The organism is Candidatus Zixiibacteriota bacterium, from assembly GCA_029860345.1.
In the GTDB taxonomy this organism is placed as follows: domain Bacteria; phylum Zixibacteria; class MSB-5A5; order GN15; family FEB-12; genus JAJRTA01.
Genome location: JAOUBJ010000005.1, coordinates 15928 through 41342 on the forward strand (window position 1 = coordinate 15928; position 25415 = coordinate 41342).

Sequence of the window (25415 nt, forward strand, 5' to 3'; positions counted from 1 at the left end):
ACGAAATGGTTTAGAGTTTGACCAATGACCAACCTTAAGGACTCCATACTCAGGCTTACGATCCTGATGGCTGCCCTGCTGGTTATGCCGCGTCCCGGCGCGGCCCAGGAAGACGGCTACCCCGCGCTGGACCTCATGGTCGAGGCCGGCCAAACCTATCGTGACGGCTTGGCCGAATGTGATGCTTCGACAATTGGACGGGCAGGGGATGCATACTTGACTGTGCGTCAAACCTTGTTGGCCGATCCGGCGGGCCTGGCGCGGCAGTATCAGAAACTGATCCCCAAATCCGCATATATGATCGGCTGGTGCCGCTTGAGGCAGGCGGAGATACTCGGTGATTCGGATTTGAGAGAGACTGCTCTCTCTTACTTCGATTCGGTATCAAGCGATGCACCGGGTTTTCTGGGCGGCTACGCCAGGGTAATGACCGGAGAGATTCGGTTGCTGCAAGCTGTAGAACAAAAGTACCGTCTGTTGTGCCAAGGCAACCTGGATTCAGCGCATGTCGAACAACTGACGCGAGCCATCAATGCCGCTCGTAGCGACTTCGCCGAGGCCGACGGGTTGCTTGAAGATGGGGCCGATCAGCAGGCCTTGGTACACATTAAAACTGAAGATGTTTTCTATGAACTGGCCAGGCTGCACTCATCGGTTGGCGATTCGGCCAAGGCTTTAGCCTACCTTGACAGCATAAACTACTCCCCACAGAGTCAGTCAGCCGGCCCGAGCCTGGCCGCTTATAGCCGCTACTGCGATGCCGTCACTGTTCTGGACAGATACCTACTGGCTTTGGATGACCCATCGGCAAAACAGACGGTGTCAGCCCAGATCAACCGGTTCGGTCAAGTCGATCGGCCATTTCGTCTGGCTACTATTGCGCGCCTTAATGGTGACTATAATGCACCGATTGAGGACTACGAAACCGCCGCCGGCCTCACGTATCAGCGAAGCAACCTATCCATCCCCGAGGCGCATTATTTCCGAGGCTTTGCTCACCTGGGACTGGCCACCAACGAGGACAGCTTACGCGGTATAAACAGCGCACCGGCGCAAGTGCTCGGTTTGGCCAAAGAAGATTTTGACAACTACGTCGAATCGGTCGGAAATCTCAGACTGGACAATGACGAACGTTTGAGATACCTGGTGGCCCGAGCCGGACACAAGTCACTCGTGCTTGGGTCTGCGTTGGGTGAGACTCTTTCCGATGAAGAACTGGTGTCGCTCTCGGTCGACGATGTCAAGTTCCTGATAAGGATAGCCGCATCCACTCATACCCTGGCCCGTCGACGTTGTATCGATGCTTTGCACAGGTTCTTTGATGCCTATTTACCGCGCTTGCAGTCAGGTACGCTGGATGATACGCGGACTGCCGATTTTGAAGAATGCTCAACAGCCCTGGCCACCCGTTTCACACGGGATCAGGCCCTTTTCTACAAGGGTATCCTGCAGTCGCTGGAAGCTGAAGGACAGATAGGTCCGCAGGCAGCCAGAACATTTGAGATGGCGGCCGCGACAATGGCTCAGGTCACAGGGGACTTTGAGGCCGAAGCGGAATATGTGCGGGCACGATGCCTGTGTAAGGCGAGAAAGTATGATGAAGCCGAGCCGTTGTTGCGCCAATTGGTTCAGGACTATGGCTCGGTGCGAGCGCTCTATTTCTACGCCATGGCTTTCCGCGGCTTGAACCCCTTGAGAGAGGCGGCGGACACCACCGCCATCAAGGACGAACTCCACGGATTAATGTTGGCCGTTCGCGAGGCTATCCGCATCGCAGGCGACCGACCGGAGTATGACAATTTCCGCATAAACGCCCACAACATGCTTACAGAGAGTCTGTCGGGCCATTTTCGCCACCCCGACAGCCTCCTCATCGGCGGACTCGACCAACTCAATTGCCCAGAGACTTTGTCGGTCGACATCAGTGGTTGGACTCCCGAACTGGTCATGTACGAAACGCTTTCAGAGAAAGCGGCGATTGGTGAGCAGTTTGAACAAGAGAGCCGCAAAGACCTCATCGGCTACGGCCTGCCAAAACTGTGGCTGGCACCCGGCCAGGTATATTGCGGCAGGAGCGCGATTCCAATAATTGCAAACAGTTTTGCGGCCATTCCCGACTCGGTGCATGTTGATTACATTTGGCGGGGTCGGATACAGTTTGCAGATAATGATGACAACACTCTCAGCCTCGATCAATGTCACTCCGAACTGGTCAAGGACGGGTCGTTGATCGACTGTGTCGATTCAACATCGAGCCACGGCGCCTATTTCTTTGACGCCGACATAGACATGCACGATTCAGTATTGGTTCGGGCTACCAAAGAAGGGTTCTATCTTACCACCCTGAAACGCACCTCAAGTCAACCGGGCGATGCCTTCTTCAAGGAGACCCTGGCGCGAAAAGTGCGCTATGGAGCATCAGATCGGACCGGTTCCGGACCGTTTGAAGTGACCGAGAACAACCAGGACGCCTACAGTTTCAACCTGGCGGCTCATCGAAACTCACACCAGCCGCCGGCAGAATTGGTGGAGCGTTTTGCAGCCGATCGATACCTTCGCGATTATGCTTATGATCAAAGCCACAATCGATACCTGGCCGTAAGCAGTCAACTCAACCACGGACTGATTGTCTACTCCGCTGAAGGCACCGCCGATACCCTGAGGCTGAAGGCATCGACAAACCTGGACAACGCCGAAGGCATCACCGTTGATTCGGATGGTAATATCTACATCGCCGATTGGGGGAATCATCGCGTACTGGTGCTGGATTCGTTCGGACACGAACGTTTCTCTTTTAGCGCCCTGGGGCAGAACCAAACAGCCAATTCAAACCAGGCCGCTCGACTGGTGTTCCCCAACCGGATAGTTGCCGAAGAAGACTTGGCGAGATTGGACCATCGGCGCCAAAGACACTTGTTGGTCTCCGACTGGTTCGGTGTCCACAAGTTTGATGCTCAGGGTAGATATCTCGACAGTCCCGTTCGCGCCGACCAGACCGACCTGGAGGAAGGTTCCATCTATGAGATTACACTGGACGGTTACGGCCCGGGTTCTACATTGAGACTGCACAATCTCGTGACCGACCAACCAAGTCCGTTCACCGCGGAAGAATAATTGTGTCGTCGGTCATACTGTTGACCTTATCCTTAGTCTCAGTCATCAATCTCCGGGAAACCACAGAGGCGGTTAACCGGCCTGCATACAGGTTTGGTAATCCGTCCATATCGTCTGATTTTCACTTGTGTGTCAATCGCCCGGAACGCTTATTGAGTCCGTCCTTGACTCTGATAGGTATTAGGGCAATGGGATGTTGTTATCCGGATTGCTTCCAAGGAGAATTACTCTATGCTTATGATCCGTGCTCTTTCGATCATTCTGCTCCCGCTATTAGCTATCGCCCCGGCCCAGGATAATACCTCCTCCGACCTGCCGGTGGTCAACATCGCAATGGTAATGGACGGGCCTGCCGCCGAGAGCGACTCCTTCGTTGGCATGTTTCGGCTTGAACTTACCGAACTGCTCAAAAACGAATTCGATATCAGATTTCCCGCCGACAAACTGGTCGTTTCCGACTGGACCAACGACGGAATTACCAGCAGTATCGAACGCCTCCTTTCAGACGAAGGCGTCGACATACTGTTAACGTTGGGTGCTTATAGCACCGAGTACGTTTGTCACAAGAGTGACCTACCCAAGCCGGTGGTGGCACCGTTTGTAATCAATATCGATCTGCAGAAGATCCCTTTTGACGGGCATTCCAGCAAGGTGCCGAATCTCAGTTACATTGTAGCCTCGCCCCACTTGAAACGCACTCTGGAGGCGCTTCTTGACCTGGTATCAATCCAGAAGATCAGTTTTGTCCTGCCCCGACGAATCATCGCTCTCAACCCCAAGCTGGCCGACAACCTGCAGAATATCGCCGGGAGTCTCGGTTTGTCCTCCCACGTGGTCGCAGCCGGGTCGTCCGCGGCCGAAGTGCTTGCGGCCATCCCTGCTGATGCTGAGGCAGTGTGGGTGGGGCTGATGCTCGAAATGACTCCCGAGGACTTTCAACAACTGGCCAATGGCTTGATCGAACGACGCTTGCCTTCATACGCCTTTTCCGGTCGAACCGATGTGAAGCGCGGACTCATGATCGGCCTGGGTGAAGGCGTCGATTTCCCGCGTATCGCCAGGCGGGCTGCCTTGAACGTGCAACGAATTCTCCTCGGTGAAGAGGCTGGCGACATTGCCGTACAGTTGTCCAAAAGCGACCGACTCACCGTTAACATGTCCACGGCCCGAGCCGTGGGTGTCTACCCGGATTGGAGCGTCCTTACCGAAGCGGAGCTGGTTTCGGAACCACGCACCGAGGCGCAGCAGACATGGACCTTTCAGGCCGCCGTTGAAGAAGCTGTGCGCGTCAATCTCGATCTTTTGGCCGCCGACCGGGAAGTGTTGGCCGGACGACAGTCGGTCCGTATCGCCTTGTCGCGACTTTTGCCACAGATTGATCTGGCCGCCGGCGGTCTGCTGATCGATGACGACCGAGCCGCTGCCTCTTTCGGGTCTCAGGCCGAACAGACGCTCACCGGATCGGTAACCATGACCCAGTTACTCTTTTCTGACCCTGCATTCACAGCCCACGCCATCGAAAAGCAGGCGCAGGCGACCAGGGTAGCCGAGCGCCTGAGAGTTCGGCTGGACCTGAGGCTTGAAACGGCCGTCGCTTATCTCAATATTCTCAGGGCTCAGACGTTCGAAAGTGTTCAAAGAGATAACCTGCAACTGACCCGATCCAACCTGGAACTGACCCGTACACGACAAGCAATAGGGGTGGCCGGACCGGGCGAAGTGTATCGTTGGGAGAGTCAGTTGGCTTCCAACCGCCAATCAGTCGTTGATGCCCAGGCGGCGCGCAACACAGCTGAGATTGCCTTCAACCGATTGCTTAATCGCCCGGCCGAAGAGCATTTCATGCTTGCCGAGGAGGGACCCGACGGTTACCTGGGCATCGTCGAGAACGATCGTCTGCAAAAGTATATGGGGAACAAGTGGTCCTTCCGGCACTTTCGTGACTTTGCAGTAGGTGTGGCGGTGGCCAATGCGCCTGAGTTGCTGGCTCTTGATGCCGCCATCGCCGCCGGGCGGCGCGCCTTGAGTTCCCGACAGCGAGCTTTTTGGCTGCCCCGTCTGGCCTTGAGCGGCCAACTGTCGAGCAGGCTGGTCGAACGAGGAGCGGGCGCCGGTGACAGCCGTTCATCGCTTTTGCCACCATCGATGGCCGACGCCTTCCCCGAAAGTGACGACCTCGAATGGAACCTCGGCTTGAGCATCTCACTGCCGCTCTATTTGGGTGGATCTCGGTTCGCCCAACAAAGTAAGGCCGGCCATGCATTGACCGGGCTGGAACACCAACGCCAGGCCATGGCCGAACGGATCGAACAACGGATACGTTCGACCTTGCATACCGCCGGCGCCTCGCGGGCTGCTATTCAGTTCTCCCGGAGCGCTGCCGAAGCGGCCGGTAAAAACCTCGATTTGGTCGCCGATGCATACTCGCGTGGGGTGGTGTCGATTCTGGATCTGTTGGATGCACAAAACCATTCGCTGGTAGCTGAGCTGGCCGCCGCCGACGCCGTATTCAGGTTTTTGATAGACTTCATGAAAGTCCAGAGAGCTGCTGGGAAGTTCTTTTCACTGTCAACCCAGCAGGAGATTGATGATATTTTCCAGCGCCTGGAGGTTTACTTCGAAGCCATTCCCGCTTCAAAATAGCAAGGAGAAACGCCAGGCGATGAAATCGTTTCGTGCGCTGTTGCATGAACCAGGAGGATCAATGTCCATATCAAGACTGCTTGCACTTTTTGTATTATCCGTCGCCATCTGCGTCGGGTCCTCAGGTTGTGGAGGCGAAGATGAATCGGGACCACCCCTTATTCGGCCGGTGCGATATGAACAAGTTTTTGCGACCGGCGGTACTCGTGTGCGCGAGTTTTCGGGGGCTTCCCGGGCCGGTGTTGAATCCAGACTGAGTTTCAAAGTTGCCGGAACAATCCGTGAGCTATCCGTCAGAGTTGGTGAAGAGGTCAAAGCCGGCAGTCTGATTGCACGTCTGGATTCTGAAGACTATCAATTGCAGGTGCAGAGCGCCGATGCTTCCCTGAGTCAGGCCAAGGCCCAGGCGAGAAAGGCAGCGGCCAATCATGACCGCGTGCGGGCGGGGTATGAGAATCGCAGTTCCTCGCTCAACGACTTCGATGCGGCCCGGGCGGCCAATGAGTCAGCCCGGGCAGCCGTGCTGGCAGCCCAAAAAAACCTGGAACTGGCCCAACGACGGATGGAATACACGCGTCTCACCGCACCCGTGGCCGGCGCCATTGCCGCCGTTGAGTGTGAGGTGAATGAAAACGTCAAGGTCGGCCAGGTGGTGGCTTTGCTCACCTCCGGATCGGACCTGGAAGTTGAGGTGGCGGTGCCTGAGATACTCATCTCGCAGGTGCGGGAGGGCCAGCAGGCAACAGTGACGTTCGATGCTCTGGCCGATCGACCGTGCCGATCCATTGTCACGGAAGTAGGTGTTGCATCGACCGGCATGGTTACCACCTTTCCGGTGATCGTGGTCCTCGAAGAAATTCCAGCGGAAGTACGCCCCGGCATGGCGGCCCAGGTGGCCCTGACTTTCGAGTCTCGCGACCAACGGGAAAGGTACGTCGTCCCGTCGGTGGCGGTCGGCGAGGATGGTAAGGGACGATTCGTGTACGTGGTCGCGGCATCGGACCCGGGATTCGGCCTTGTAAGAAGGCGCCCGGTGACAGTGGGCGAGTTGACAGCCGACGGCATAGAACTGTTTGAGGGTCTTGCCGATGGCGATCTGGTGGTAACGGCCGGCGTGAGCAAACTCGTCGACGGTATGACCGTCCGGCTGGCCGCCCCCGAAGGGAACCCTTTGTGAGTATCACGCGCCTGGCCATCGACAGAAACCGAGTCACCGCTGTGGCCCTGGTTGTCATCATGCTGGCCGGACTGTATGCCTACCGCGGTCTGCCACGCGATGAAACCCCGCCCTTCATCATTCGAACTGCCCTGGTGCAGACACTCTTCCCCGGCGCTTCCCCGGAACGGGTGGAGCAACTGGTCACCGACAAGTTGGAAAAGGCGATTCAGGAGATGCCTGAGATTGATTTCATTTCCAGCCGGTCCAAGACCGGCGCCTCGGTGATCTATGTCAACATCAAAGAAGAGCATCGCAACATGCGGCCTATCTGGGACAATCTGCGTCGCAAGGTGGACAAAGCGGGAAGCGAACTGCCGGAAGGCATTATCGGTCCAATTGTCAATGACGAATTCGGGGATGTCTTCGGGATTGTCTTCGCCATCACCGGAGAGGGATTCACCTACGCCGAGTTGAAAGAGGTGGCCGACGTTTGTCGCAACGAACTCCTCCTGATCAATGAAGCCGCCAAAGTCGACATCTACGGCGCCCAGGAAGAACGTGTTTTTGTCGAGTACAACAACGCACGGCTGGCCGAGCTAAGGCTCTCACCATTGCAACTGAAAAACATCCTGGAGACGCGCAACATTATCATTCCGGGTGGACAGATTTTTACCGACCGCGAACAACTCGTTTTGGAACCGACCGGCAATTTCGAATCGGTGGAGGACCTGCGCCGGACGGTGATCAAGCTGCCCGGTCGTTCCGAGCTCGTCTACCTGGGTGATCTGGCCAGGGTCTATCGAGGCTATATCGATCCGCCGAATTCCACACTGCACTACATGGGTCGGCCATGTCTCGCTCTCGGGGTTAATCTTCGCCAGGGAGGGAATCTCCTCGAACTGGGTGAACAGGTCAAAGAGCAGGTGGCGCGATTCCAGACGGTTTATCCTATCGGAGTTGATTTCGAGTTTGTCGCCTTTCAACCTTTCTTCGTCGAAAAGAAGGTTAACGACTTTGTCGACAGTCTGCTGATGGCCGTTGCCATCGTTCTATTGGTGATGCTGGTGTCCTTGGGTCTTCGCACCGGCCTGGTGGTGGCCAGTTTGATCCCGGCCGCGATGATCATGGCTTTATTCTTAATGTCGCTTCTGGACATCGGGCTTGACCAAATGTCCCTGGCTTCTCTGATAATCGCCCTGGGCATGCTTGTAGACAATGCAATCGTCATGTCCGAATCGATCATGGTGCAGATGCGTAACGGCAAAACGGCGAAAGCTGCCGCCATAAATGCAGCCTCGGAGTTGCGTATCCCCCTGCTGACATCATCACTGACAACGGCCGCAGCCTTCCTTACAATCTTCCTGGCCGAGTCCACTACCGGTGAGTACACGGCGCCGTTGTTCAAGGTGGTGACGATCACGCTGATATCATCATGGATACTATCTCTCACCATGACACCGCTTTTGTGTGTCCGTTTCATGAGAGTGAAAGTTGTCGCGTCCGATGCGATACCTTTCAACAGTCGGTTCTATCACAAATATCGGGCTTTTCTGCTGATGGTATTGAAACGTCGGTTGCTGTCGTTGGCCGGGGTGGTAGCTGTCTTCATGTTGGCCATGTTTGCATTCGGCTGGGTCCCAAAGATCTTCTTCCCACCGGGGGACAAGCCGATTGTCTATGCCGAATTAAAGCTGCCCATCGGTACCCCTCTGAAACGCACCGAGAAGGTGGTCGAATCCATCGAGGGATTCATGGCTTCTGAATTGGTTGCAGATTCGACCCGTTCGGAAGGCATCGTTAATTGGGCGTCGTTTATCGGCAAAGGTGCACCGAGGTATGTACTCGGCGTTGCCCCCGAACCGCCCAGCCCCCATTACGCCTACATCCTCATCAATACTACCACCAACGACGCCGCGCTTAACAGAGTCATACCACACCTGGAAGTTTACTGTCAGGAGCAGTTTCCCGATCTCGACGCGACCATCTCCGATCTCACTCTGGGACCACCGGTCAAGCACCCCGTGGAGGTCCGGGTGTCCGGAGCCGACCTTGACAAAGTTTTTGATTTGGCCGACCGCGTCAAAGAACGCATGCTGACCCATGAGAGCCTGCGCAATGTCACCAACGACTGGGGACCGCGCACCAAAAAACTAATGGTAAACATCAACGAAGCACGGGCACGACGAGCCGGACTGACCAATCGTGACATCGCGTTCTCGCTTCAGACGGTACTCTCAGGCATCAAGACCACCAACTACTACGAGGACGATAAACTGATCCCGGTCACTCTGCGCTCGATTGCAGCCGAGCGTGATGATATCGGGAAACTGCAAAGCCACAACGTCTTTTCGCCACTGACCGGTCGTTCGGTGCCGTTGATGCAGGTGGCCGACGTCGAAGTTGTATGGCAGCCGGCGGAAATCCATAGACGCGATCGCCTTAAGACCGTGATCGTCTCGGCCAATGTCGCACCCGGTGTTAATGCCATCGCCGCAGCGCAGGAATTGGACAAGTGGCTCAAAAGCGAGGCCTCCGGTTGGGAGATCGGTTACAAATATGAACTCGGTGGTGAACTGGAATCGTCGGGTGAAGCCAACGAATCAATCGCCGCCAAATTCCCTATCGCTATGTTGATCATCGTCATGCTCCTGGTGGGACAGTTCAACTCGGTAAGACGACCGGTAATCATCCTGCTGACTATTCCCCTGGGGTTGATCGGCGTGGTGATCGGTCTATTGGTGGCTCGCTCCTATTTCGGCTTCATGACCTTACTGGGTGTTATTTCGCTGGCCGGAATTGTCATCAACAACGGCATCGTGCTGCTTGAAAGAATCAAGCTGGAAATCGAGGACAACGGTCTCAGGCCGCAACGTGCCATTATCGAAGCGGCTCAACACCGGTTGCGACCGATCCTGTTGACAACGGCCACAACTGTCGGTGGACTGTTGCCGCTGTGGTATTCAGGCGAACCAATGTTCAAGCCGATGGCCATAGCCATCATTTTCGGTTTGCTTTTTGCAACCATACTGACTCTTGGGGTGGTGCCGCTGCTCTACTCCCTTTTCTTCCGAGTCAGTTTCAAGGATTTCACGTACAACAAAAGTTGAGGAAGGAGACTTCACGCTGCCGGGCATGTTGATAAACACTTGTTCCGTTGTGTCGGGTCCTGACCACACCGGTGGCATCCTTGTGCCGAAGGTCCGCCCTAGGAGGGATACCGCCGAGATCGGCAGGATCACAGTCCGCCGCGACTCTTGCCGGTGCTGTCAGTCGACTCGCCTGACAGCCAGTTGGCTGGCGGTATCACCCAACACCACCCACGAACGAGATGTTCTTCAACGACGCCCGTTCGGTAGGGCGCGCGCCTGACTCGAACGGTCGAGTTAAATGCCTCAGGATGAAGAGAAAGTCCTTGGAAACAGTGGAGCAATGGCGTTAATAGCAGCTAACGAGTCTTAGGTCTGGACGAGTCTGTATGAAAAAGATATTTGGAAATCTCGTGGACATTCGCAAAGGTGAGATCGGCCTCACGCTGCTCATGTTCTCCAATTACTATCTGCTCTTAGTTACCTATTATTTTCTGAAGCCGGCGCGGGACTCGCTGTTCCTGGTAAAAGTCAGTTCCGAGATGCTACCGCTGGCGTTTATTATAACAGCACTCGTTGCGGCGCCGCTTACCATACTCTACTCGCGGGCCAGTCGCTCGCTTAAGTTGAATCAATTGGTCAATGTGACCATTGCGGTCATCATCATCAACTTAGTCATCCTGCGCTATCTGGTTCAGATCAATCAACCTTGGGTGTACTATCTGTTCTATACGTGGGTAAGCATCTACGGCGCCTTGACCACTTCGCAGTTCTGGCTTTTGGCCAACACCGTCTATGATGCATCTCAGGCCAAACGAGTGTTTGCTCTGCTGGGTCTGGGTGGTATCCTGGGCGCCTTCACCGGCGGCGAGGTCACGGCTTTCTGTATCGAACGCCTTGGCGTGTCAACTGAGAACCTATTGTTCTTCTGCATGGGTTTTCTTTTCATCAGCGCAGTGTTAAGCAGCGCCGCCTGGAAAAAAAGTTCCGGTCAATTGAGTCTCAGTAAGAAGCCTCGCAGCCGAGGCAAACCGCGAGCGGAAAAAATGGGACACTCGGTCAAGGCCATCTTTGGATCGAAGCATCTGAAACTAACCGTTGGAATCATCGCCCTAACCATGATGGTGGCGACCTTTGTCGACTACCAGTTCAAGTCGGAAGCAGTCAACGCATTTCCCACCAAACCGGAACTGACTTCGTTTCTGGGACAATTCTATGGTCGTCTCAGTTTGGTGTCGCTCGGTCTGCAACTTTTGTTTGCCTACCGCTTCATTCGTTGGTTGGGTGTCGGTGGCATCATAATGTTTCTCCCCATGGGATTGGTCCTTGGCTCGGCGGGCATGTTTATGTTTCCGGGTTTGCTGGCCGCCGTCCTCCTGCGTGGCGCCGATGGCAGCCTCAAATACTCGCTGGACAAGACCGGTCGGGAGTTGCTATTCCTGCCCATCCCATCGCAGCTAAAGGCTCGCACGAAGATATTTATCGATGTGTTCGTCGACCGCTGGTTTCGCGGATTGGCCGGCGGCCTGTTGCTAATGTTCACCGCTGTCTGGAGTTTGTCGGTGCGTGAGATTAGTCTGGTGGTGCTCGGCTTGCTCGCCGTATGGCTGGTACTGGTCCTGATGATGCGCAAGGAGTATGTCAACTCGTTCAGGACGGCGCTGGAAAAACGACATATCGACGCTGACGACATTCGGATGAATATCAACGACACCGCGACGGTCAACGCCTTGATTGCCGGTCTCGGGTCAACCAATGATCGTCAAGTAGTGTACTCGCTTCGGATGGTCAAATCGGTGACCGATGTCGAACTCGTCTGGCCGGTCTTGCCGCTTCTCAGACACCGATCGGCCGAAGTAAGGCGGACAGCTCTTGAAGCCCTTCAAATCCACGGCGGCACCCAGCAAGTCGAGGAAGTGAAACGACTGCTCACAGACTCAGACATAAGTGTCCGCTGTGAGGCTATTCACTTTCTGAGTCAGCAAGAATCGCCCGACGGGATCGATACTATCAGACAGTACCTGGGCAGCACCGAGATTGGCATTCAACACGGCGCCTTGGCCTGCATGGCCACCTACGGAACGAGCGAGACGGAGAGACTCTTAACCGACCGGGTGATCAGCGGCATCATGCAGGAAACCTCGCCGGGCGCGGTCGAAGGCCGAGCGCAGTTGGCGCGTGCTCTGGGAACTATGCAATCGACAAAGACCGCCGAGGTCCTGGAACAACTTCTTGACGACCCATCGACAACCGTCATTAAGCATGCCATCGCCGGTGTCGGACGCAGGCAGATACGCAGCCGCGTGCCGTGGCTTCTGGAGCATCTGGCCGACCGGGAACTCAGGTCCGACTCAAGAGCCGCCCTGGCTGCTTTTGGTCGCAGTATCCTGGGAACGCTGCATGACTACCTCATGGATACCGGCATCCCGTTGAACATTCGCCGAAACATCCCCCGCGTGATGCGGCAGATCCCCATCCAGCAAACGGTAGAGATACTCACAACGGTTCTGGGTAAAGTAGAACCCACTATCAACGGCGCGGTAATCAAAGCCCTGAACAGTTTGCGAACGCGACACTCCGATCTGGCCTTCAACTCCGATGAACTCGGCGAATCGCTGGTCGGCCAGACTAAGAGCTACTACCAGGTCGCCCGGGTGCTGCACCTTCATCAGCAGTCCTTGGACAGTCCGGCCGGGAACCTCTTGCAAAGAGCCCTTCAAGAAAAACAACAGCAGAATCTGGAGAGGATATTCAGACTCCTGGGACTGGTGTATCCGCCCCGAGACATTTATTACGCCTACCTGGGCATCGTGAGTGGCCGCAAGATGCTCCACGCCAACGCCATCGAGTTCCTGGACAATCTGCTGCGTACAGACATCAAGAGATATATTCTGCCCATTTTGGACGATGTTTCACCCGGCTTGATACTGCAAAAAGGAAGTGAACTGTTTGAGGTTGGCTACGCAGATCGCGAAGATGCTCTGACCTATCTCATGGAAGGGCCCGATTCGTGGTTGCGAGCCTGCGCCGTTTTCACTATCCGACCGGACGACTCGCATCGCTTGCAGGAACTCGTCGAGAAGTCGCTGGACGATCCGGATCCGGTTGTCCGCGAAACGGCCAGATTAATGAAGGCGAACAAAGGGCCATGATGACTGACCGAACCGATCAAGACGGGAGGTGTTACATAGATTATGCGGCTATCACAACCAAGCAGCCGAAGACGAAAGGAGCAACCAGATGCTCACAACTATTGAGAAAGTGATCTTTCTGCAAAATATCGATGTGTTCGCCGAAGTGCCCACCGAGCAACTGGGCTTGCTGGCCACCATTGCCGAAGAAGTGGACTTCGTGGCGGGCGAGGTCATCTATAGTGAGGATGAACCGTCGGACGCACTCTACCTGGTGCTTGATGGAACCGTCAGGCTGCATCGCGGCGAGCAGGAGATAGCGCAGGCGACCAACAAAGATGCTTTTGGCACCTGGGCGCTGTTCGATGAGGAACCACGGGTGGTGACGGCAACCGTTGTGGATGATGCCCTCTTGCTGCGCGTCGACCGGGAAGATTTCGTGGACCTTCTGGCCGACAATGTGCAAATCGCCCAGGGCGTAATGAAGACGGTCGTCAAGCGGCTGCGCAGTCTGGTGGAACGTGTGGCCTGATCGGTTCTAATAACTATGTCGAATGCCAACAATGCAGACCTGGATCGGCTTCGTGAATCGGAAGCGAAGTATCGTCGGATGATCGAAATGGCCAACGATGCCATTTTTACCATCGATGCTTCAGATAGTTCTATTTTGGAAATGAACCCCAAAGCCGAGCAAATGACCGGCTATAGCCGAGAGAAACTGGTCGGGCGCAAAGTGTGGGAACTCCATCCACAAGATGAAATGGCGTCGGCGCAGGAGTTGTTTGCCGAAGTCGTGAAAACCGGTCGGGGTGCGCGGCATGAAATGCATCTCAAACGAAAAGATGGCGACCTTCTGCACATTGAAGTGAGCGCGTCGGTCATTACCTATGGCGACAAGAAAGTCATTCAGCGTATTTGTCGCGATGTCACCGAGACCTGGAATCTGCATCAGCGCAATGAGTACATGAAACAGTATTTCCGATCTATTCTCGATATGATGCCGATCGGCCTCGGTGTTCGCAAGAATATCGATAAGACGCCGGAAGTGGAGTTCGAGAACAGGAACCTTATAGACATGTTCAAACGTGTGCAGGAGCAGGGTTGCGACTGCGCCTGGCACGAAGGTGATAACTCAGGCAGAGTCGATGTTACGCCGGCCGTGAATCAAAACGGTGTCTACGCCGAAGAGCGCGTCTTTCCCAATGATAAGGTCTTTCAGTTCACCGCCAACTACTTTCGTGACTTTGAAAACAACTGGCGCGAACTGCAAATCGTTCAGGACGTCACCGAGCGACACCGCCTTCAACAACAACTACAAGCGGCCAACGAGGAACTGGAGCACAAGGTACTCGAGCGAACGCGCGAGTTGGAAGAAAAGCACGCTCAACTTCTGCAGGCTGAGAAGATGGCCCTTCTCGGCAACCTGGTCGCAGGCGTTGCGCACGAAATCAACACCCCGCTGGGCGCGCTCAAGAGTAACTACGACTTATTTGTCAGGTCCATGGAAAAACTGCATTCAATCGCCCAACCGGCGCCGGATGCATCCGACGAAGACAAAAAACAGGCTGCCAAGTTGTTTGAGAGTATCCGAAAACTCAACAGTATTAACGAAACTGCGACCGAGCGGATCGTAAACATTGTCAACTCGCTCAGGACATTTGCCCGCCTCGATCAGGCGGAGATGGACAGTTTCGACCTCCATGAAGGCATAGAGAACACGCTCGTACTCGTGGCGCACGAATTGAAAAACCGCATTGAAGTGGTCAAAGACTATGGATCTCTTCCGATGATCGAGTGTTTTCCCAATCAACTGAATCAGGTCTTCATGAACATACTGGTCAACGCGGCCCAGGCCATCGAAGGTGATGGCACGATCGGTGTAACCACCCGCGCTGAAGACGGCTGGGTGTCGGTAGTGATCTCCGATTCCGGCAAGGGCATTCCCCGAGAGGACCAATGGCGGATTTTTGATCCCGGTTTTACCACCAAAAGCGCCGGCGTCGGCACCGGGTTGGGACTCTCAATCGTGCACCAGATTGTCGGTGAGCACGGCGGAACCATCGAGGTTGAAAGCCGGCCGGGCGAGGGCGCAGTTTTCACAATCAAGCTACCCATTAAGTGAGGCGTGGATGAACGCTATAGCGGGACCAACCGAAGCCACAACCACTGTGATGATTGTCGACGATGAAGAGATCGTCACGCAGAGTCTGGGGTCGTTCCTGGAGTTTGAGACCGACTACGAAATCGCCACCTTCCAGACCCCAAGAGAAGCCCTCCAGATGCTGAAGAAACGCCCTGTCGATCTGGTGATTTCGGATTTTCTGATGCCGGAGATGAACGGCCTGCAGTTTCTGGCCGAGGTGCGTCGCATGTATCCACAGGTTCCGCGGGTTATTCTTACCGGTTATGCTGACAAGGAGAACGCCATCCGAGCCATCAACGAGATCGGACTCTACCAGTATCTCGAAAAACCCTGGGACAACGATCAGCTCAAACTCGTGGTCCGAAACGCCGTGACCAGCAAAAGCCGCCAAGAGCAGCTTGCCGCCAAGATCAAAGAGCTGGACGGAGTCCTCAGACAGCGCGACAGACTGTTCGAACGCGACGACTTGATGCGACGGGAGTTAGAAATGGCGCGCTGCGTTCAGGAAAAACTGTTGCCGAACGCGCTGCCCGGGTTGGATGGGTTCTGCTTTGAGGCGCTGTATCGTCCGGCCATGGAACTGGGCGGAGATTTCTACGATATGATTGAACTGTCCAATGGTCGCTGGGCGTTGCTCGTTGCCGACATCACCGGTCACGGCATCCAGGCAGCGCTGTGCATGGCGTTGTTAAAATTCGCTTTTGGATCGTTCGCCGGTTCCGACTGCACGACGACACAGATAATCTCCGGCATGAATCCGATTCTGCATCGTGGCTTGCCGGAAGCGATGTTCGTGGCTGCCTTGATAACCATCATCGACCCGGTCGGCCGTAAGTGCACGGTTACCAATGCCGGATTACCCTTTCCCATGTTTGTCAACCGCCGCCTCGGCCAGGCCGAGTGCGTACCGAACGCCGGATTGCTGCTGGGCGTGATCGACCAAGAAGAGTATCAGCCCGGTGAAGAAACCGTCCTACAACTTGACAACGGCGACCGTTTGATAATATTCACTGATGGCCTGACCGAAATAAAAAACGATTCGGGTGAAATGGTTAACAACGATGCCGTGTGTGATCGTCTGGTGCAAAGCTGCGACTCGTCACTGGCGGAGGCCCTCAAGCTCTTGGCCGACGATGCTGCGAAGTACACCGATGTCGACAGTCGGGACGACGTCACCCTGTTTGGAATTGAAGCAAAGTAAAGTACGGAGAATACTATGGAAGATAATTCTGCTATCAGCACAGTTGTAATTGTCGACGACGAGGAAATGGTCCTGACCAGCCTGGCCTCGTTTTTGAATCTGGAAACCAAGTATACGGTCAAAACTTTTGTCTCCGCCGGAAAGGCCCTGGAGTTCATTAAGACCAATGACATCGACCTGGTGATTTCGGATTACCTGATGCCGGAGATGGACGGGATTAGTTTTCTGGCTCGTGTTCGTGAGCACAAACCGCAGGTGCCGCGCATCATTCTGACCGGCTATGCCGACAAAGAAAACGCCATCAAGGCGATCAACGACGTCGGTTTGTTTCAGTATATCGAGAAACCATGGGACAACGAGGACCTTCTGATAATTCTGCGCAACGGTTTGGAACGTCAGATGCTGATGAAACAGCTTGACGACAAGATCAGTCAGATCAATAGTGCCTATGAAGAGTTGCAGGGATTACAGAAGGAAATTGTCAAGACCTTTGTCTGAGCCGAAGCGATCGGATCAGAACGTCCAGCGATAACTCACGACCATCGGCGCCCCGCCGCTTACGTTGTCGGTGACATCGGGGTCATCGGCAAATTGGTAGAACAACTCGGCCATCAGCACGCCCACCGCTGCACCCACCATAACATCACTGACAAAGTGCTTGTAGGCATGAATACGGCTCCAGCCAACAAACGACGCCCACGAGAACAACACTGTCGGGGGCAGCCAGCGATAGTCTCGATACTCCCCGGCATGAAGTTCTCTTCGCATGATTGCCCGTAGACGCAGATTGAGATAGGCACAGGCAAAAAACGCGCTGGAGGTATGCCCCGATGGGAACGACTGACGGTCATAGTAATTGTCAATCTTCTTTCGCTGACCTGCTAATTCCGGCTCCAAACATAACAACGGTCGCGGTCGGGCCACGATGGTTTTCAAAAGGCTGGTAGCACCCTGGGTGGCCAATACTCCCGATGTGAACAGAAACAAATCCTGGCCGAGCTCCTTTCCTTTCTCATACCGTGGCCAAGCCAGATCGGCTGAGACCAATAGGAGCGCTGCCGTGATTGCGGTATAACTGGAACCCCTCTTATTGTCCAGGAAGTTCGTCTGCCCCAGGCTGCATCGACCGCCCAACCAACGTTGCAACGACGCTTCCAGAGGAAGCGGTCCGCCTATCAACGGATTCCGCGTTGAGTCTGCATTGCCCACCAGGTGAGCCAGTCCAAAAACAGCTGCCGCCCCTCCACCGATAGTCGCTACCTCCCCGGTCGACAGGTACTCTTGCCCTTGCAGCGTCGGCGTGGCCAGGAGGACCAACGCAATAAACAACGCCATGAATCCGGTCGGCAGGCGAACAATAACTCGACTTGTCTCTTTAGTCGGTGTAACCATATTGGCTCCTACAATAGTCAATTCACCGTTTTGGTTCCACTAAATTAAATCCGCCCGGCCATACCCAGACAGAGCCATGCTACCGAAAAAAAGCCGTCCCTGTCGACAGAGACGGCTTTGGATGTATCGGTAGATACCTGCTTACGGTATGCAGTAACTGTCGGTCGTTTCGTGGTTGGAACCGGAATTGTAAGTTGTTCCGGATTTGGTAACACCTGTCACAGTGGCATCAAAACACAACCCGGAGGAAATACCGCGCAGGGTGAACTTGATCACGCCGGAGCTGCTGGTAGTGCCGCCGAAGTTGTAATCACTGCCGCCAATGTGGTGCAGCGTCATGGTGACGTTGGCACCAGACACCGGGGTGGAATGATCCTCGGAGTGAATGGTCACGAAAACGTTCAGGTTCTTCTTGTTGTTGGCCCACGTGATCGACTCCACGTGCATTGTGTCGGCGCCGCCCGGAGGATCGCCGCCACCGAGGTCGTCACCGTTAGTGGTGTTGATAGTAGCCTTCTCAGCATCAAGCAGTCCCGAACCCTGATCGTCTGACGGCAAGCCGATGTCTTCGGCCGATGACTTCAAAAGGTTGCGAATCTGCTGGTTGGAGTATCCCGGATGAGCCGACCAGGCCAGCGCCGCACCACCGCAAACCATCGGGGTCGACATTGAAGTACCGCCCATGTAAGCATAGCCGCCACCCTTGTAGGTGGAGAGAATGTTGTCACCCGGGGCGATAACTTCCACCTCGGGTCCATGGCTGGAGAAACCGGCCAGGCCGTCCGAAGCGTTTGACGCGGAGATCGCCATCACACTGCTCAGTGCAGCCGGATACTCAACGTCGGCGCCGTAGCCGTTACCGGCAGCCGCCACGATAAGCAGTCCGGCGTTCCAGGCTGCCTGACAGGCATCATCTTCAGACTGAGCATAGCCGCCGCCATAGCTCATGTTCATGATGTCCATGCCGTTGTTGACACACCAGTCGATGCCGTCAAGAATGTCCGACAGGTAGAAGCTGCCCGAACGAGAAATCTTCACAGCCCACAGATCGCATCCCGGCGCAACACCGACAACACCTTCGCTGTTGTCAGCCGCCCCGATGATTCCTGCAACGTGAGTACCGTGACCAGACTTGTCATCCCAGTTGCGCCCGACGAAAGTTACGCCACCGGCCCAGGGTAGGTCGGGATGATCCATGTCACCACCGGAATCGAGGATAGCAACTTTGATCCCGGCGCCGGTGTAACTGGAATTGGCCCAGACATACTCGGCATCAACGCGGTCAACACCCCAATCCAGAGTCTGGGCCGACGGGTAGCGAAGAATGTCTTCTTCCACATAGCGGACGTTCGGATCGTTTTTCAACGCTTCGATGCCTTCAGCCGTAAGGCTGGCATAGATGACCGCGAAGTTCTGGTACTCGCGTTTGACGACACCATTGGATGCCGACAGCGCGGTGCGCACAGCGTTCTTGCCGGTGTAACCGATAAGGACATCGATCGGTCCATTGTCGGTCGCTACCGTTTCGCTTGATGACGAAGTCGGTGCCTGCTCCTTCGAACAGCCCGACACCAGGAGCACTACCATTGCGAGGGCAAGGATGAGGATTAGTGCATGTTTCATACTGCGTCCTTCAACTTTTGGGGTTTGGGTTTATGACAGAAAAGAACACAGCAGTCCATTTAGGATTGAGTACCCTCGGTCGCCTGACTATGATTCGATCCTCTGTCAATTTCTTATGCCTGCGTTTGGCGCTGGCGTTGGCTGCCGGCTCAGCAACTATAATGCAGAAAAGTGAGAATCACCGCAAGTCAAAAATGAAGATACTGTCGGTCCGAATTCGCCGAAGACAGTCAGAGCTTACTGATGAGGATACCTTCGTACTCAATCCCCAATCGGTCCAGGGCAATGAAAAAATGCCCGAGCGTCAGCAGGTAATGATCGGAACGAGTGGCAATATCGTCACGAATGGTCTCTGCGATATTGCTGTAAAAGTAGTGCCCCGACTGCGCGTTGACTTTGACCAGTTTCTGCTCGGCTCGTTCATCGATGAAGAAAGCGCCGGCAGTCAGGAGAGGTTCGCCCGGGAACAAAAAGGCGTGATTGGCGCGCGGCACTTTACGGCCGGTCTCTTTCTCGATACGATCAACCTCCTCGCGCAATAGCTCACGACCAAACCGGATTGTGCCGTTGAGGCCGACGGCGAAAAAGTACTCGCCCGATTGCAATCCATCGAATCCAGCCCTGGTCAGCGTCTGCAATACTCCTGGGTCCCCCCCGCGTCTGAAGAACTTGCTGTACTCCTCTTGCAACTTGGCTGCTTCTTTGTTGGGAAATGCCTCACGCGGCGCATTCTCTTTCATCCACTCCAGCGTCCTGACCGTAGGTACAAACGCCGTGATGCCACTGGCAAACTCGGTCGTAAGTTCGGCGTGTGCGTGCAGGAAATCTTTGTAGTTTTGGTATCCCTGGATGACATAGTCGGGCGGCTCGGCGTACAGATCGAAGAGCGCGGGTAGATCAAATTCGGTCGCCACCGGCGGCCTGTGTACCGAGTCGGCGTCCAGGCTCATCAGATATTGATAGACTGCGGCCTCGTATTTCGTGCGATAGGACTTGTTTTCCAAGAACCAGCCATCACTCGCCACCCGGTGCAGCCAGATCAAGTACCGGTTTTGTTGCACAGTGCAGAGTTGGATATCTGCATTCCATGGTGCGGTTTGGCCGTCCGACTTTTCCCCATTGAGTACGTTGCTATAAAAACGAAAAGAACTTGGCATGTATAACGGAACCACGAACGCCGTCCCCACGCTAACAGGTGAGTTGTTATGATACTGGTGGTTTGAAAGCGCCTCTGCTGCCCGCATGACTGCCGCCCGATCGACACAGATCAGCCGGGTTGTTCGGAACCAGGCGTAAAAAGTGGTATCACTATCGAACCATGGATCAAGCGGCCCGCAGGCGTAGCAGCCTTCAGCGCGCAGCAAGCTACCCAACTCTTGCTGCAACATCGTATCCTGGGCCGCCATCAGCGATCCAAATGCGTCTCCAATGATCGGCTCAGCCAGGCCACCGGAAACGGCAAAGACAGTTACCAAGACGAGAACAAATATGGGAATAATGCGAAGATGCATACCGGTCACCTATTAATCCATGTGCTCTATGCTCACCAGGCGAAACCGTTCGGACAGATCATCGAACCAGAGCAGCAGTCGGGTCGGTTTGGAAAGGCCGGTCTGCTGACGCTTGGTTTGAAGAATGATCTCATACAGATGGTCCTCCTGCTCATCGCTGCCCTCCTCGTGCGGAAACTGTGCCATCATAGTGCGCTGATCCTTCAATGACAAGGCGAATGATGTAACACGGAACTCGCGGGGACCGATGACATTTTCTCCACGGTATCGAACGGTCATGAAGTAGGTGGCGTTGTCCGGATAGAGTCCGTACTTGACGGCCAGATCCTCGAACCTGAATTGCAGATCACGACGGAAATACCCGACCTCGAAATAGTCGAGCGGGTTGATTTTGTTAAACCAGTGCCGTCCGATCTTGTCGCGCCGTTCGAGAAGCGTTCTTAGCAGATAGGCTTCCGCCTCCGGGTCGGAGTATTGTCCGGTGGAGACGAGCGCTTTGAGGTCCTCATCGGTGAAAGCCATCACAATCTTGGCGCCCCAGTAGGCGTCACGATCGGTCATGTTCTCAAAGGCCGGGTTGGGATAGATGGGATCGAACTTGTCAGGTTCGAACAACTTCGACTCAAAGTAACCAATCGACGGATACTGGTACGGTTTGGCGTACTCCCAGGGCCAGGTCTTAAGACCGAGTGTGACCAGCGAGACGAAATTGTCCCTAAGATCGAAAAAGTTCGCATACCCTTTTATCGGCGGCTTGGCGCCATGACCGTCGGCGCCCAGCGTGGAACCGAAATCCAAAAGGTAATGTCTGAGGAATCCCCGCCCGTTTTCTTCTTCAAACACATCAAGGCTGTTGTGGTCTTTGAGATCATAATGGTTGACCAGCGATCCGATCACATACAGCCCGCGCAATTCCCGTCGATCCTCGTGTCGGCACCAGTCGTTGGGATCATCTTTGCGCCGACCCGAGTAGCTGAAAGGTCCCTTGACATTACCGAGCGACAACGAAGCCAACGACCGGATGCGTCCGTCCGGTTCATGATGAACCTCGGCCAGTATCTCATCGAGGTCCTCTTGCAGGAAGGGGCGCTTTTTGCCCGCCGCGTTTTTGATGGTAGCACCTTCTTTGATGCGCAACATTTCCGGCCGCCAATAAACAATCGTCTCCTGGGCCACATTGTAACCGCAGGCATGAAAATAACGCGACACTACAGCAGCGGCGCCGGTCCCCAATTGGGGGAACCCATGCGGGTCAAACTTAATAATGTACTGGTCGCCGCGTGCATCCTCGATCCAGAATCCGGGCGTTTGACCACCCACTTTGGGCCGGAACACCGTCCACACGCCGGTCGTGTCGGGCCCCGCCGTTCGCGCCGGTCCGGTGCGGATTTGCTCGGTAGACATTCGTTCAAAACCATGACGATTGGTAAACCAGCTACTGTTCGGCACTTCATCGAAGCTGTTAATATTGACCGCCCGTTTTCTGTGTCCGGTCAAAATTCGGGCAGAACGCTCGAGGTCGAGAAGCTCAAGACCCGGATCGAAAACTGTGCGGTCAATGGTCGTCCAGGACAAGTCCGGTTCACGGAACTCTGGTTCGTCGATATTCCGTCGGTCGTCATCGACCCAGAACGGTCCCTCGGGGTCAATCCTGGGATGCGACCCGCACGATGCCAACAGGATGATCGCACTTAGGGCCGGAACAATACCGCCCAAAATCGTGCTCTTGTTCACAATCCTGTGATCCTGCCTATTCATCCGACGCCTCCTCACAACCTCTCCGAAAGTTGCAGATAGAAACGCATGCCTTCATCGCTGAAGGCGACCTGTGTGCTCAGTATCAGACCATTGTCGTTCCAGACGCGCAGCCCGCCCCCGGCCGAGTAGCGCCAGCCGGACATGTCGAAGTCATCGGTGATTGACTCAGCCACACGGGCTTCGTCGAGAAACATAAATGCATCCAGCGTCAACCAGACAGGCCATCGGTATTCCACCGAGACCAAAGCCAGGTCGTTGTCCACGAATCTCCTCCGCCGGTAGCCGCGCAGATCATCCTCCCCGCCGAGATACCTGCGCAGATAGAAAGGAACATTCGGCGAATCACCCACCGGATCGATTGATTCCACCAGCAGGCGCAGGGCGAGTATCCGTTTTTTGAAGATGTTCAGGTAGTGCCTGAGATTCAGGCGCGTGACCGTATATCCGAGATCGTCGGAACGGCCGACGCCATGATGGTAGGTCACACCGATTTCTTCGTAACCGCCGCGCGATGGCTGCCCTTCGCTGTCGCGCCAATCGTGCGAGAGCGAGGCGCCGAACGCCATTAGGCGTACCGCAGCCAGGTCCTCAGCCGCCAGACCCAGATTACTTCCAATGCTGTCTATGTCTCCTTCGAGATTGGGATCTTCGCCGTCGTATATGTTCTGGGCATGGAAGGCGCCGTCGATGTTCAGCCGAATCTGTGGTTGCAGAAGATGGTGCCAACCTATACCCACATAGCTTTTCTCAAGACCAAAGGTGACTTCATCGGTTTCACGCGCGTCGTTACCGAGTCCGTAGAAACTCTCCCAGGGACGGTTTCTGTATCCGGCCGCAAAGTAGGGCCTTTTGAAGGCGCCGAATTTGTTGGGAGCACTGTATATGAGAGTGTAGCGCTGATAGTCGTTGGTCGAATAGGTAGCTTTGATTTTGAGCCGCTCACCTTTGGTGAAGACCTCCTTGGAGGTGAAGGCAAAACCTCCCTTGAACCCGGAGTTGGAACCATAGCCTACCACCGGGTAGAAACCCCAGACGCGATCGACTTTGGCAAACAGGGAACGGAATCGAGCCACCGGCTTGGTCAGGATAACATCGTTGACAACGAGTCCGACTACACCTTCGACCGTGTGAAGCGGCAGCTTGATTATCGTCTGCGGAAGCCGCAGAACCTTCTGCCCCAATGACCGCTTGTGCTTTAGCTGCCTGCGGACACGCGTCGTATCTATCTCGTAGGCATCAACGGTTACCGCCTGCATCAGAGGGGCAATTATCAATAAGGAGACCAGGATATAACGCCGAAGCATCATAGCACATACTTTCGTCCAAAAGTGTTTCAGCAAATCGTAAATCGTATTGGCAAAGGTTACTTAAAACTGGTAACAAGTCCAACCAGAAACTGTTCCATGTCGATCTGTCTTACAATTCGGCTGAGCCGATCACTGGGCCGGCTTCACTCCTGCAAGTATACTTCGCCCGCTCGGGCCAGGGCCATTCTGGTCAGGAACGGTCCCACCCCTTCGTAAATGATCACCGACGATAGAACTACCGCACCCATGATTTGTCCCAACTCAGGGTTCGATTCCATCACTGTCAGCACCATGCCGATGGCCACACCGGCCTGTGGGATCAACGTAAGACCAAGGTTTCCGCTCACTATCGGATCGACATCGGTCGCCTTGGCGGCAACCCAGGTTCCAAGGAACTTGCCGACAGGTCGCATGACCAGGTAAACGATACCAAGAAGACCAAGGGTGGCCAACGATTCAAGGTGCAAACTGGCCCCGGAGAGGACGAAAAAAGCAATGTAAAAAGGCATCTCCGTCTGGCGCAACTCGGCATACACCAGTCTGTGCATCATCGACAAGTTGTTGGTCACGGCGCCCACGATAAGGCACACCATCAAGTATGAAATGCCGATGGTTTTAGCCGCACCGATGCCGAGAAGGAGTCCGCCGACGATCACCAACAGCAGCTCCGACAGGTCGTCGATCTTCTGTTCCCAATAGGTGATCAGGGCTGCGATTACCGCGCCGATAAACACCGACCCGATCAACTCTTTGCCAATGGCCAAGAGCACACCGGCTATCGGCTCACCATCCAACAGCGCGCTTGAGGCATAGAAAACACGGAATATAATCAGGCAGATAATATTGTTGATCGCCACGACCGCCAGAAGCGTATCGGTCAGCGGTCCTCGCGCTCGGTACTCGCGGATAACCAAAAGAGTCACGCCCGGTGCCGTGGCCATACTGACCGCCCCAAGAAGGATCGACAATCTCAAGTCCGAGGTAATGGCCAGCGTTGCGACAAACACCAGTATGAAAGCGCCGAAGCTCTCGGCCAACGCAATATTAATCACGCCGCGACCAAGGGATTTCAAGTGACGTAGTTCAACTTCGCCACCGATGGCAAACAGGATTAGTCCCAGAGCGACATCATTAATGATATGAATATCAGCCAGTGTCTCATACGAGATCCAGCCCATCACCGAGGGTCCGAAGACCAGCCCGACCAGCATATAACCGGTGACCCGGGGGATTTTGATCCGATGCGATAGTTTACCGCCCAGCAAGCCAAGCAGTATCACCATGCCGACGCTTAGTAGCTCATAGACCTGCACCTGTTCTCACTCCAATGCTCGCGCTCATTTGTCG

General features: G+C 54.9%; 15 protein-coding genes. 9 read left to right on the top strand and 6 right to left on the bottom strand.

The features are described from left to right. The first annotated feature begins 24 nt into the window (after nt 1–24). From OEV49_06660 to OEV49_06700, 9 genes are all read left to right on the top strand, one after another. Nucleotides 25–3114, top strand: a complete 3090-nt coding sequence (locus OEV49_06660; GenBank protein ID MDH3890749.1) for an SBBP repeat-containing protein — start codon at nt 25–27, stop codon at nt 3112–3114. Nucleotides 3115–3345: 231 nt separating this feature from the next. Continuing rightward, nucleotides 3346–5757: a TolC family protein gene (locus OEV49_06665; GenBank protein ID MDH3890750.1), complete on the top strand. Its 2412-nt coding sequence runs from the start codon at nt 3346–3348 to the stop codon at nt 5755–5757. 61 nt (nt 5758–5818) lie between these two features. Then, the gene (locus tag OEV49_06670) at nt 5819–6934 is read left to right on the top strand and encodes an efflux RND transporter periplasmic adaptor subunit (GenBank protein ID MDH3890751.1); all 1116 of its coding nucleotides are present in this window, start codon (nt 5819–5821) and stop codon (nt 6932–6934) included. Further along, the gene (locus OEV49_06675) at nt 6931–10023 is read left to right on the top strand and encodes an efflux RND transporter permease subunit (protein MDH3890752.1); all 3093 of its coding nucleotides are present in this window, start codon (nt 6931–6933) and stop codon (nt 10021–10023) included. The genes OEV49_06670 and OEV49_06675 overlap by 4 nt, the downstream gene beginning before the upstream one ends. Nucleotides 10024–10391: 368 nt before the next feature. Next, a complete protein-coding gene (locus tag OEV49_06680; GenBank protein MDH3890753.1) occupies nt 10392–13154 on the top strand; it encodes an MFS transporter in 2763 nt (920 codons plus the stop codon). A gap of 88 nt (nt 13155–13242) precedes the next feature. Further along, entirely contained in the window at nt 13243–13665 is a 423-nt protein-coding gene (locus OEV49_06685) for a Crp/Fnr family transcriptional regulator (protein MDH3890754.1), read from the top strand. Between the two features lie 15 nt (nt 13666–13680). Continuing rightward, on the top strand, nt 13681–15255 hold the full coding sequence (locus OEV49_06690; protein MDH3890755.1) for a PAS domain S-box protein: 1575 nt from the start codon (nt 13681–13683) through the stop codon (nt 15253–15255). A gap of 7 nt (nt 15256–15262) precedes the next feature. Continuing rightward, nucleotides 15263–16477 carry a SpoIIE family protein phosphatase gene (locus OEV49_06695; protein MDH3890756.1) on the top strand — a complete coding sequence of 405 codons (1215 nt, stop codon included), beginning with the start codon at nt 15263–15265 and terminating at the stop codon, nt 16475–16477. Nucleotides 16478–16492: 15 nt separating this feature from the next. Next, the gene (locus OEV49_06700) at nt 16493–16975 is read left to right on the top strand and encodes a response regulator (GenBank protein ID MDH3890757.1); all 483 of its coding nucleotides are present in this window, start codon (nt 16493–16495) and stop codon (nt 16973–16975) included. Between the two features lie 15 nt (nt 16976–16990). Here OEV49_06700 and OEV49_06705 read toward each other — a convergent pair whose 3' ends face one another. The 6 genes from OEV49_06705 to OEV49_06730 all read right to left on the bottom strand — a co-directional run bounded on the left by OEV49_06705 (nt 16991) and on the right by OEV49_06730 (nt 25381). Then, a complete protein-coding gene (locus OEV49_06705; GenBank protein MDH3890758.1) occupies nt 16991–17869 on the bottom strand; it encodes a phosphatase PAP2 family protein in 879 nt (292 codons plus the stop codon). Between the two features lie 141 nt (nt 17870–18010). Continuing rightward, nucleotides 18011–19492 (bottom strand): S8 family serine peptidase, encoded by a 1482-nt coding sequence (locus OEV49_06710; protein ID MDH3890759.1) that lies wholly within the window; start codon nt 19490–19492, stop codon nt 18011–18013. A 230-nt stretch (nt 19493–19722) separates the two neighbouring features. After that, entirely contained in the window at nt 19723–21003 is a 1281-nt protein-coding gene (locus OEV49_06715) for a hypothetical protein (protein MDH3890760.1), read from the bottom strand. Nucleotides 21004–21015: 12 nt separating this feature from the next. Next, the gene (locus tag OEV49_06720; protein MDH3890761.1) at nt 21016–22761 is read right to left on the bottom strand and encodes a hypothetical protein; all 1746 of its coding nucleotides are present in this window, start codon (nt 22759–22761) and stop codon (nt 21016–21018) included. 11 nt (nt 22762–22772) lie between these two features. Further along, a complete protein-coding gene (locus OEV49_06725; protein MDH3890762.1) occupies nt 22773–24068 on the bottom strand; it encodes a BamA/TamA family outer membrane protein in 1296 nt (431 codons plus the stop codon). A 143-nt stretch (nt 24069–24211) separates the two neighbouring features. Then, complete coding sequence (locus OEV49_06730; protein ID MDH3890763.1) at nt 24212–25381, bottom strand: cation:proton antiporter; 1170 nt, start codon at nt 25379–25381, stop codon at nt 24212–24214. Nucleotides 25382–25415 lie beyond the last annotated feature (34 nt).